Origin of the sequence: Coleofasciculus sp. (assembly GCF_046539235.1) — a bacterium.
Taxonomy (GTDB): Bacteria; Cyanobacteriota; Cyanobacteriia; order Cyanobacteriales; family Coleofasciculaceae; genus Coleofasciculus.
Map to the genome: position 1 here is coordinate 1 of NZ_JBKHHI010000222.1, position 10,919 is coordinate 10,919.

The 10,919-nt window shown below is 45.3% G+C and carries 9 protein-coding genes and 2 pseudogenes; 9 read left to right on the top strand and 2 right to left on the bottom strand.

What is annotated here, in order from left to right:
• From ACLFWI_RS18555 to ACLFWI_RS18565, 3 genes and pseudogenes are all read left to right on the top strand, one after another.
• Positions 1-173, top strand: a pseudogene (locus ACLFWI_RS18555) (Uma2 family endonuclease); the annotation flags it as partial.
• A gap of 93 nt (positions 174-266) precedes the next feature.
• On the top strand, positions 267-1,037 hold the full coding sequence (locus tag ACLFWI_RS18560) for a DUF3386 family protein (protein ID WP_446414144.1): 771 nt from the start codon (positions 267-269) through the stop codon (positions 1,035-1,037).
• Positions 1,038-1,047: 10 nt separating this feature from the next.
• Positions 1,048-1,794, top strand: coding sequence for a class I SAM-dependent methyltransferase (locus ACLFWI_RS18565; protein ID WP_446414145.1), 747 nt, complete (start codon positions 1,048-1,050; stop codon positions 1,792-1,794).
• Between the two features lie 178 nt (positions 1,795-1,972).
• On the opposite strand, the gene ACLFWI_RS18570 is transcribed toward ACLFWI_RS18565, so the two are convergent.
• Positions 1,973-2,485 (bottom strand): tyrosine phosphatase family protein, encoded by a 513-nt coding sequence (locus tag ACLFWI_RS18570; protein ID WP_446414146.1) that lies wholly within the window; start codon positions 2,483-2,485, stop codon positions 1,973-1,975.
• A gap of 112 nt (positions 2,486-2,597) precedes the next feature.
• On the opposite strand from ACLFWI_RS18570, the gene ACLFWI_RS18575 reads away from it, so the two are divergent.
• The 5 genes and pseudogenes from ACLFWI_RS18575 to ACLFWI_RS18595 all read left to right on the top strand — a co-directional run.
• Entirely contained in the window at positions 2,598-3,188 is a 591-nt protein-coding gene (locus ACLFWI_RS18575) for an HD domain-containing protein (protein ID WP_446414147.1), read from the top strand.
• A 162-nt stretch (positions 3,189-3,350) separates the two neighbouring features.
• Positions 3,351-4,124, top strand: a complete 774-nt coding sequence (locus ACLFWI_RS18580; RefSeq protein ID WP_446414148.1) for a pentapeptide repeat-containing protein — start codon at positions 3,351-3,353, stop codon at positions 4,122-4,124.
• Between the two features lie 178 nt (positions 4,125-4,302).
• Positions 4,303-4,932 carry a DUF5678 domain-containing protein gene (locus ACLFWI_RS18585; RefSeq protein ID WP_446414149.1) on the top strand — a complete coding sequence of 210 codons (630 nt, stop codon included), beginning with the start codon at positions 4,303-4,305 and terminating at the stop codon, positions 4,930-4,932.
• 121 nt (positions 4,933-5,053) lie between these two features.
• Positions 5,054-5,380, top strand: coding sequence for a DUF433 domain-containing protein (locus tag ACLFWI_RS18590; protein WP_446409574.1), 327 nt, complete (start codon positions 5,054-5,056; stop codon positions 5,378-5,380).
• A pseudogene (locus tag ACLFWI_RS18595) lies at positions 5,380-5,484 on the top strand (DUF5615 family PIN-like protein); the annotation flags it as partial. The gene ACLFWI_RS18590 and the pseudogene ACLFWI_RS18595, both read left to right, overlap by 1 nt.
• A 42-nt stretch (positions 5,485-5,526) precedes the next feature.
• Here ACLFWI_RS18595 and sbcC read toward each other — a convergent pair.
• The gene (gene sbcC, locus ACLFWI_RS18600) at positions 5,527-8,547 is read right to left on the bottom strand and encodes an exonuclease subunit SbcC (RefSeq protein ID WP_446414150.1); all 3,021 of its coding nucleotides are present in this window, start codon (positions 8,545-8,547) and stop codon (positions 5,527-5,529) included.
• Positions 8,548-8,983: 436 nt separating this feature from the next.
• Here sbcC and ACLFWI_RS18605 point away from each other — a divergent pair.
• The coding region (locus ACLFWI_RS18605) for a two-partner secretion domain-containing protein (protein WP_446414151.1) at positions 8,984-10,919 on the top strand (1,936 nt) is incomplete at its 3' end.

The window sequence follows — 10,919 nt, forward strand, 5'->3', positions numbered from 1 at the left end:
TTTATGACCCAGAGGGGAATTTAGTTTTATTACCCGAAGAAGCTGAACATCAACGGGCTGAATCTGAACATCAACGCGCCGAAGCCGAACGCCAACGGGCAGAAGCCGAACGCCAACGCGCCGAACGTTTAGCCGCACGATTGCGGGAGTTAGGAGAAGACTTAGATAATTAAGGGATATGGGGGAGAAAATCATTGACCTCATGCAGCTGGACATCCCCTTGTAAAATAGAGATTTATCCTCAATGTCGATAGCCGATTAAAATCATGACACAGCCATTACAGCATCGCATAATCTGTTGGAGTTTAAGTTTAATTATCGCTAGTATTAGCTGCGTTTTTGGACTACCTGCCAGTGTAAATGCTCAGTCTATCTCAAACACTCATCCAACTCAAATCGCTACAGTATCAGCCAGCGAAGCTTTTCGCAATGCATACAATCAACGCTATACCTGGGATGAAAAGTTTCCGGGTTATTCCGCAGAGGTTTCGATTACGCACAAAGGAGATATTGACCAGGGAATCGTTCGGGTTCAACCTGATTTAACGGTGAACGTCATCAATGTTGAACCGGAGGATTTGCGGGAGTTAGTCGCCAATACAGTTAAGATGGAAATCATTCACCGTCGCCGAGTACCGTTTGAACAGTTGCATGACAAGAATGGCTTTGAGTTACAGGGAAAAGATGAGTATGGCGCGTTAAAAATTAACGAGGTGGGTGATAATTCCTACTATAAGGTTAAAGGGGATGTAATCACTCAAGTGAATCGTAGCTTTGGAGATGTAGCCGTAACCGTTGATACCCTAGGTACAACTAAAACGACGGAAGGTTATTTAGTCAGTCACTTTCAGACCACCTTTCGCGATGCTAAAACAGGTAAAGTTATGGAAAAAGAAGATGTGCGAGATTTTCATGAAAAGGTGGGCAAATACTATTTGCTAACGAACCGAACCATTCGATATGCCCAGGCGGAAAATCCTGAGGAAAAACCTGTGGCGGATACAAGGATTCGTTTTAATGATATTCAACCGTTATAACTAAAAGAAGATGATTGAATGGGATCGAGTCGCTGAGTTGTATGATATCTATGTCCAGAGTGATATCGATATTTCCTTCTTTATTCGAGAAACCCGTAACGTCTCCGGTCAAGTTCTTGAACTAATGGCAGGAACGGGGCGTGTCTCGATTCCTTTATTAGAAGCTGGCGTTTCTCTGGTTTGTGTCGATGCTTCAGCACAAATGTTAGTGGTTCTGCAAAAGAAGCTGACACAAAAGGGGTTGTCGGCTAGAATTCAGCAGGCTGATGTGCGAGAGTTAGATCTGAAAGAGTGTTTTGAATTAGTGATTATTCCATTCAATTCCTTTTCAGAACTTTTGTCAAAGAAAGACCAAAAAAGTACACTTCAATCCATTCACAAGCATTTGCATGAAGGTGGCAAACTTGTCTGTACTCTACATAATCCTACTGTCCGGTCAAAATTGGTTGATGGTTCTCTACGTCTAGAGGGGAAGTACAGTCTAGAAAAGCAACAACTCCTGTTCTGGGGACTGGAAAAGCAGCAACCCAATCCCTGTATTGTTGATCGCACTCAGTTCTATGAAATCTATGATCAGCATGGTTATTTGCAATCTAAACGCCTCCTAGATATGCAGTTTTGTCTGATCGAAAGGCAGGAATTTGAGGAAATGGCGCAGGAATCAGGGTACAAAATAGTGGATTTATATGGCGATTATTCCTATTCCAAATTTAACAGTGATACTAGCCAATTCATGATTTTCATTTTGGAAAAATGAGAGTAAAAGGCAGAAGGAAAAAGTTCGATTAAATTTTACGATCATATTCATAATAAGCTATCATCCATTTAAATTGGGTATTAGTAGCGAGCAAGATGCAAAGCCTGCGGCATGGCTTCGCTAAACGCACACCAACGATCTCGCCATTATTGACATTAAGGTTTAAATGCCGAACAGCTTACCAGTCTTCATGCATTTGGGCGACTTGTACCAATTTTCCATTTCGACCTAATGCTTCATCGGCTAATTGTATAATCAAAGTATTTGGTACGGCTTGAGGTCTGTTTTCTAGAACTAGGGATAAGGCTTCCTCCTCTTGACCCGCCCCCAAGAGGATGGCATAAATTGTTAACGCGACGGCTGATGAGCGGCTGATCCCAGCTTGGCAATGGACGAGAACATCCCCGCCTTCCTGGGAAATTATCGGTACGAAGTCAATCACTTGACGAATATGCTCAGATGTGGCTAAAACATAGTCAAGTTCATCATCATTTAAAGCAACAATATCGGTAAACTCTAACCGCAGTCGGTGAGGAACTTTGGTGTAACCTTTAGGAGGGGAAGTACCGGGTTCGCCAATCGAGATGATATGCGCGATCGCATCTCCTGTCTCGGATGCGAGAAGTTGACTGGCTTCCCATTTGGAAGCAATCCAAATTTTCGGCAGGTGGTTGGCTGGAAATTTAGTCATAATCCTGAGGCAAACCCTTGTTATTAAAGCATTGTAATTATGGACAATCGTCAGGACATGATATCAGTCACAATTGTTACTAATCGACTTTAGATTTTGACTTAAGTTTTCCATGAAACTCTCCCAACGGTTTACCGACGCCTTAACCTTTGCTACTGAACTACACGCCAATCAAACCCGCAAAGGGAATGGCGTTCCCTACATCGCCCACCTGTTAGCCGTTTCTAGTATTGCCTTAGAATATGGGGCAAATGAAGATGAAGCGATCGCGGCGCTTCTCCATGATGCCATTGAAGACCAAGGCGGTGCAGCAACCCGTGAGGAAATTCGTCGCCGCTTTGGGGATACCATCACCGATATTGTGGATGGTTGCACCGACGCGGACACCACACCTAAACCCCCTTGGCGTCAGCGCAAAGCGGCTTATATTGCCCATATTCCCACCGCCTCAGCTTCGGTTCGTTTAGTGTCTGCCGCCGATAAGCTGCATAATGCTTGGTCAATTCTTAAAGATTATCGCATTTTAGGGGATAATTTATGGCAACGCTTTCATGGGGGTAAAGAGGGTACACTGTGGTATTACCGTTCCTTAATTGAAGCCTTTCGCACCAAAGGTTCTATGCCGATTATTGACGAATTGGATCGGGTGGTGAGTGAATTAGAATTATTAGCAGGTGTAGCTGACAAGAATTCTGAGTGTTGATTTCTGTAGGGGCGGGTTTTATCGGTATCGGGGGTTGTCACCCGGATGTAACTAAACCCGCCCTAACTCAGTCAAAGGTATTGTAAAGTTTCAATAAGAATACCCCAATCCCAGTACTGCGATCGCATAAAACCCGTAGCCCCATTCATCCCTAATCGTGCCATGAAACCAATCCTTCTAACCACGGCTGCTATTTTCACCGCCATCACTCTGAGTACCAGCGCCCTAGCTGAAAACCTGCAAAACATCCAAAAGGTACTATCCACCAAAAACTGTCCCGGATGCGATCTCACCGATGCAGGTTTAGTCATGGCAGAATTAGTCGGGGCAAACTTGAGTGGGGCAGATTTGAGTCGCGCTAATCTGAGTCGGGCAAATTTGACGGGGGCGGATCTCACTGGCGCAAATCTTAGTGGCGCGTCTCTCAATGGCGCAAACTTAACGGGTGCGAATCTTAGTGGCGCTATTTTAGTGGGAACGGATCTCAGAGATGCGTATCTGGTTAATGCACAACTTTTTGGTACGGATCTCAGTAGCGCTTATATTCAAGGAACCATTGGTCTTCCTCAGTATGCCGGAACTCCTGAAGATTTTTATGCCTGGGGTGTGATTGAAGCTGAACGGGGAAACTATCAAGCTGCCATTGAACATTATAATCAAGCCTTGAATCTAAAAGCGGAGTTTGCTCCTGCCTATTTAGCCCGGGGAATCGCTCGATTTCGCTTGAGTGATCACGGTGGTGCTAGCCGAGATGCTGAAATTGCCAGTCAGCTGTTTACGACTCAAGAAAACCCGGTTGGTTTTCAAGCCTCGCAGAATCTGATCGCCATGGTGGAAATTGCCCAAAATCCTCCCGAAGTTCGTTCTCGCCCTTCGTTTGGAAATGCTCTTGTGGGGATTGGTTCATTACTGCTGCGGTTTTTGTCACCGCTTTGATTGATGAGGGTTTTATCTGCTGAGTATGGTAATTATATTTTTTTAACGCAGAGTAACGCAGAGGTTTACGCAGAGGACGCAGAGGAGTTGGAATGATTTGGAAGGGCTTTTATTGAGGTCGGAAACAATGGTGAATGGTGTCGTTTTCGATGGTTGAAATGGTTTCCTTTGATCAGCTATGAATAAAATGCCATCTAAAAGTGAAAGTGAGAAAATGTTGAAGTGGCTGAATAAAAATCGGCGCACTTTGTTAAGTTTATATCGCAATCAATATGTGGCTTACAATGACCATTGTGTTATTGCTCATAGTGAAAATTTGCGAGATGTTTTGGACATAGCTACAGCATCAGGCGAGATGTTTGCCATTTATTTAGTGCCACGCAGCACTGCTTCTATCCAAATTTTACCAATTCACTTTCGCACAGTGGCTCGCCATGACTGGTTACCGAATTATCATGTCAGGCTCAAGCATAAGGATTTAGAGATTTTTACCACAATGCTAGTAGATTCTGGGGCAGAAATTAGCTTAATTTCTTTAAAGGTGGGTCAAGATTTAGGCTACAGCTTAGCGGATGCTGAATCAACGTTATTAGCGGAGACGATTGGGGGAACGGTTGAGTATGTTCTGCGAAATGTTGAAATGACAATTGATGGACACAGTTTTATCGCTCCTGTCGCTTGGTTACAAAGTATTACAGGTGCAGAACAATTGCTTCTAGGGCGGGAAGTTGTTTTTGATCGGTTTAATATTGAGTTTAGACAGGCTGATGAGCAAATTCGGTTCACTTGGCGTGAAGAGTTATCGTAATGGATAATGCTAATATAGCAGTTCTCAAACCGATTAGATTTACCCGAATGTAGGGGTGCAAGGCTTACGTTCTTACTGATGTATTACTTTCTGTTTTATCCAGAATTCATAATTTATAATAATGAACATTAAAGAGTTAGAAACGCAGTTGCTTGCTCTAAAGCCTACTGAAAAAGCTCAAGCCATTCACCTCCTAGCCCAAAGTTTCGATAACAATTGGAAGGGAATTGAAAAAACGCCTGGTGTCTGTGGCGGAACAGCCTGCATTGCCAATACTCGCATTCCGGTTTGGGTGTTAGTCAATGCTCGCCGTTTGGGGATTAGTGAAGCTCAACTTCTACAAGACTATCCCACGTTATCGGCTGCTGATTTGGTGAATGCTTGGATTTATGCTGAAGTCTATGCTGATGAGATTGAACTCGCTATTCGACAGAACGAAGAAGATTGATGGCACGTCTTTATGCTGATGAACAATTTCCCAAGCGGGTTGTGGAATTTTTACGCACTTTTGGTCATGATGTACTTACTGTACAGGAAGAATCCTTACGGGGAAAAGTGATGCGAGTAAATCGTCCCGCCCAATAATTTTAAGCGTTACATCAGTAAACTTAATTGAGAACCTTGCTCGGTTTTTCGTACTTCAATTCGTGTCTGAAAGGCTTCCTTAAATTGGGGCATGTGGGTTACAGTTAAGATACAAGCAAAGTCAGACGCGATCGCGTTAATTGCGGCAATCAACCGTTCACAGCCTTCAGCGTCTTGTGTACCAAAGCCTTCATCGACAATCAGCATTTGCAAGGAAGTTCCCGCCCTCTGCGCTAAGAGTCGGGCTAGGGCGAGGCGAATGGCAAAGTTAATTCGGAAGGCTTCACCGCCAGAATAGGTTTCGTAAGGGCGGGTTCCGCTAGCATCGGCAATTAAAATATCGAGGGTGTCGATGAGTTTACTTTTGCGCTTTGATGCCCGTTTTCCGGCTTTTTGGGTGACAATTTGGACGTGTAACTGATTCCCCGTGAGTCGCGATAGAATTTGATTGGTTTCTGCCTCTAATTGGGGTAATATGTTCTCAATCATCAGCGTTTGAATGCCGTTTTTGCCAAAGGCTTTGGCTAATTCCTGATGGACTCGATATTGCCGTTTTAGGGTTTTAACCTGTTCCTCTTGCTCTTGATATTGAGTTTTCAGGGTATCCAGTTGAGTTAAGCGCTGTTGTAAACGCCCGACTTGGGATAGGTGTTCATCTAGTTGTCGGCGTCGCTGGAGGATGCGCTGTTCTAGTATTTGTACGTCGCGGCTGGTGTCGGGATACTGTTCCAATTGCTTGACAATTTCAGCAAGTTGTGTATTGAGAGTTTCGCGATCGCCTTGTCGCACGGCTAGGGTTTGAGTCAGGCTATCTAATCGTTGACAGAGTTGGGGATAATGTTCCTGGGCTTTGGTTAATTCTTGATGGCGTAGTTGCCAAGATTGGGCTTGTCGCAGGGCGGTGCGGAGTTGGTTGTGGGTGTCTAAGTTGTAGCCAATTTCGCTAATTTGTGACTCGATCGCGTCGAGTTTCTGTTTCAGGGGAGAGGTGGTTTGTAACTCCTGGAGGGATTGGTTTAGCTGATCGAGTTGGGCTTGCAGTTGGGGTTTTTGTTCCTGAATTTTCTCTAGGCGTCGCTGGGCGTCTTCGAGTTTGGCTTGGCGGATTTCCGCCCATCGCCACCGATCAACTTCTCCCCGTGCGAGGGCGTGGGTTTGTTCGTTGTAGTTTAATTGTTGGAGTTGGCTATCCAGGGTTTGGAGTTGGGTTTGGATATCTAGGGCGTAGGTTCCTTCATTTAGCGATCGCTCTAGTTGTTTCTTTTCTTCGGAGATGTCGTAGAGGCGATCATACACTTCATCGGTGGCTTCGAGTCGGGCTTCGAGTTGTCCCCGTTGTTCGAGTAATTGTTCAAAAGGTGCCAATTCTTGGGAGAGTTGGGCGTATTCTTGACGTAAGACTTGCAGTTCCCGTTCACAGACGGCTAGTTGTTCTCGCACTACCCAAAATTGATCTTGAATTTCCTGTTGTTCTGTGGTAGTTTTCTGGATAACGTGGTGCGAATGGGTTTCATCTAAGGGGCGATCGCACAGGGGACATACGGCGTCCTGAACCTGTAGCATTTGGATTTTCTGGTTGAGTTCGGCGATTTGTTTTTCATAACGGCGCTGACTTTCTTGCAGTCGTTCTTGGAAGCTGCGGCGTTCGAGTCCTTTTTCTTGGACGCGCTGTTGATAGACTTTCTTTTTTTCTAAGGTACTGATTTCGGCGACGACTTGCAGAACTGTTTGGCGCAGTTGGGGGGTGGTGGCGATTTGGTGCGAGAGTTGATCTTCTGAGGCGTTGAGTTCGTCTAAACGGGCGCTGAGGCGGGCGTGGTTGCGATCTAATTCACTTTGCAAGGCGGCGCGACGTTGCAGGATAGGGGAGACATCGAGTTGAAGTTGATCCAGGTGATTGAGGCGGGTACGGGCGGCTTTGAGTTTTTCCAAGGCTTCAGCTACGTCTGTGGAACGGCTGAGGATAGTTTGAATTTCTTGTTCTTGGGGGCGCAGGGCGTCGAGTTGGGCTTGGGTTTGGCGGATTTGTAGATTCAATTCCTGAATCTGTTGGTTGAGTTGCTGTTGTAGCTGCTGTTTTTGGCGGTGGGCGTTTTGATCCGCGTGGAATTTTTGGCTGAGACTTTCCTCTCGCTGGTGCAGGGTGAGATAATCGGCATAACCCGTGTTAATTTGGTCGTTCTGGTCGAGAATCGTGGCTAATTGCTGCTTTTGGCTTTCGGTGGTGGTGATATCCTGGTGTAGGCGATCGCACTCTTGGGTGAGATTTTGGTATTGCTGGCGGACAAAGGTGAGTTGTTGTTCCCAGGTGTGGCGTTGGTGTTTGAGAGATTGCAGGTGGTGCAGTTGGCTTTGGTCGGTTTCGTGGTCTTGGCGTAGTTGAGATAAAGTGGTTTGAGTGGCGTCTTGTTGTTGTGCGATCGCTTCTCGTTCTTCCAGTTGCTGCTCAATGGCTTGTAAACTGGATTCGAGTTGTTCGGCTTGTCCTTTGAATTGGCGGGATAAATCCTTGGCTTGATCGGCTAAGGTTTCGTATTGATCCAGTTTCAATAAATCGGCTAAGATTTGTTTTCGTTCCGAGGGACGCCGTAGCATAAATTCATCCGCACGCCCCTGACGCAAGTAGGCGGAGTTAATAAAGGTATCGTAATCCAGCTTAATATGATGCAGGATGAGCTGTTGAGTTGCCCGTAATCCTTTTTCAGTTAAGGAACGAAATCCATCTGGGGTTTCAATTTGAAATTCTAGGGAACTGCTTTGTCCCCGTTGCTTGCTGCGAATCACCCGATGGGTTTGTTGGTTATTATGGAAGATGAAGTCTACCCGCACGTTTTTCGCCCCGGAATGGATTAAATCATCTTCCGATGCGGCACGGCATTGTCCCCAAATCGCCCAGGTAATCGCTTCCAAGAGAGAGGATTTGCCAGCGCCATTAGCGCCACAGATACAAGCCGTATGCAGTCCGCGAAAGTCGAGAGTTGTTTCGCGGTAGCTTAAGAAATTTTTCAGGGTCAGTTTCAGGGGAATCATGCAGGCTGGAATGCCATTGAGACTAGGGATTCAAGTAAATTGTCAGTACATACGCACGCTCTCAATAGTTTATCGACGTAAGCATGCGGATTCTAGCCTTTTTCTCGACAAGTTCACAATATTTAATATAATGGAGGTTTAGGATAGGTCGATAATATCAATCAAGTATAGGTTTTCCTAACTGGCTCAAAGTGTAGCGTTAGTCACAACCCAATCATTAAGCTTGTGAAGAGAAAAATTTCTTCGACAAGAAAGAGACGAGTATAGGGTAAAATATATACAACACACAATAGCCAGAGTCAAGATCATCAGCAGATCAGCATAAACACTCCTACTAGCTACCTACCGCAACGGTTCGGGTTATCCACCACACCAGGAAACATAACAACACCAGCAGTTAGGAGACTCAGCATTTACTGTTTTTCAAGTGAGCCAGATGAAACCAGCCATACGCCGAATAAGTCAATCACTGGCAGCCCTCTACAGTCTAACAGGGCTTCTGGGCTTTGCTAAGGTTGCCCAAGCACAGGTTACTCCAGAGCAGGGTGGAGGAACGACTGTTAACCAAGAGGGTAACAAATTCCAAATAGAAGATGGCGTTGAAGCTGGCAACAATCAGATTTTCAGCTTTGATCAGTTTAGTCTTGGCTCAGAGCAAGAGGCTATTTTTAATGTCAATGCTAATATTCAGAATATTCTCAGTCGGATTACGGGTGGTAGTCCCTCTGAAATCAACGGACTCATCGATGTCTTGGGAGGAACGGGCAGTACCAATCTATTTTTGATGAATCCAGCCGGGATTATTTTTGGTCAAGGTGCGAGTCTGAATGTACCAGGGGACTTTACCGCCACAACCGCCACGTCAATTGGTTTAGGCAATGACCAATGGTTTAATGCGACAGGTCCTATCGATGCAAGTCAGCTTGGAGGAAATCCTAACAATTCCTTTGCCTTTAATACGTCTGAACCAGGCTCAATTATCAATCTGGCTAACCTCACGGTAAATGATGGGAATTTAACCTTATTGGGCGGTACAGTCGTCAGCGAAGGGACTCTCTCCGCACCGAATGGTCAAATTACAGTGGCAACAGTCCCTGGCGATAGTGTAGTACGCCTAAGTCAACCGGGAATGGTGCTGAATCTAGAAGTTCCAGCTTATACAGGGGCAACTCCATTACCGTTAACTGAGTTAGCTCAATTACTGACGGGTGGTGATTTGGGTAATGCGACTCAAATAACTGTAAATAATGGACAAGTAGAACTGCAAGGTTCAGGCTTGCGGGTGGAGAATGGAGTCGCCGTTGTCAATCAGGGTGACGTTGTTCTCAGCGGAAACGTTACAGCGTCAACAGGAATTAATATAAATGCGAATAACGGTATTACAACAGCTAACCTTAATACCAGTAATTCAGGAAATCAAAGTCAGGGGAATGCCGGTTCAATATCGTTATCGGCTCAGGAAAATATTGTAACGGGTACAGTTAATACAGAAGATAACAGCCAAGGAAATTCAGGATCGGTAACAGCAGCGACGACACAAGGCTCGATTGATATCGAGAGCATCTCGACTAAGGATCAAAGTTTTGGAGATGCAGGGGATGTTCTCCTATCAGCTCAAGAAAACATTACCACAGGTCAGATAACTACAGAAAATCAAGGCAAGGGAAGTGCTGGTGATGTAACCATATCTAGCCGAAATGGTGACATTAGTGTAACCGATATATTTGCCACGAATCAGGCACCTCAGAGTGATCAAGGGGCGGGTAGTATTGTCACCCTGTCTACTGAAACAGGCGCAGTGAAGATCAACCAAGCTATAAGAGTAAGAAATCAGTCAGGCGGGACTCAAGGTGAAGTAAATTGGTATGCGCCCGAAGGCTTTACCTATAAAAATATAGATCCCAGTGGTGTGGTGACAGAACTGGATGAACCGTTTAACCCTTCTATTCCGGCTTCTGTTGAAATTGGTGACGCCACCCCAGTTAGCAGCAACAATGATGGGAATAATAATAACGATAACGACAACGAAAGTGGCGATAGTGGCGATAGTGTTGTTAACAATGGTGACAGCGATGATAACAACACAGAAACAGATGGCAGCGATACCAACAGTGGCGATAGCAGTGATTCTAACAGCGACATAGCCAATCAAGATGGCGATGGCGTTGATATGGATGGTATTGGAAATGATCTCAATAGCGATTCCAGCGATGAAAGTGATGATGACATTCCTGATGCCCTTGATAAGGATGACTCCTTGCTAGAGACAGAGGATAACCAAACAGCCGATGCGGAAGACACAGATCCCTCAGAGACAGAAACTGGGGGTGAAATAGCTGACGCGGACACAGATACCTCAGAGACAGAAACTG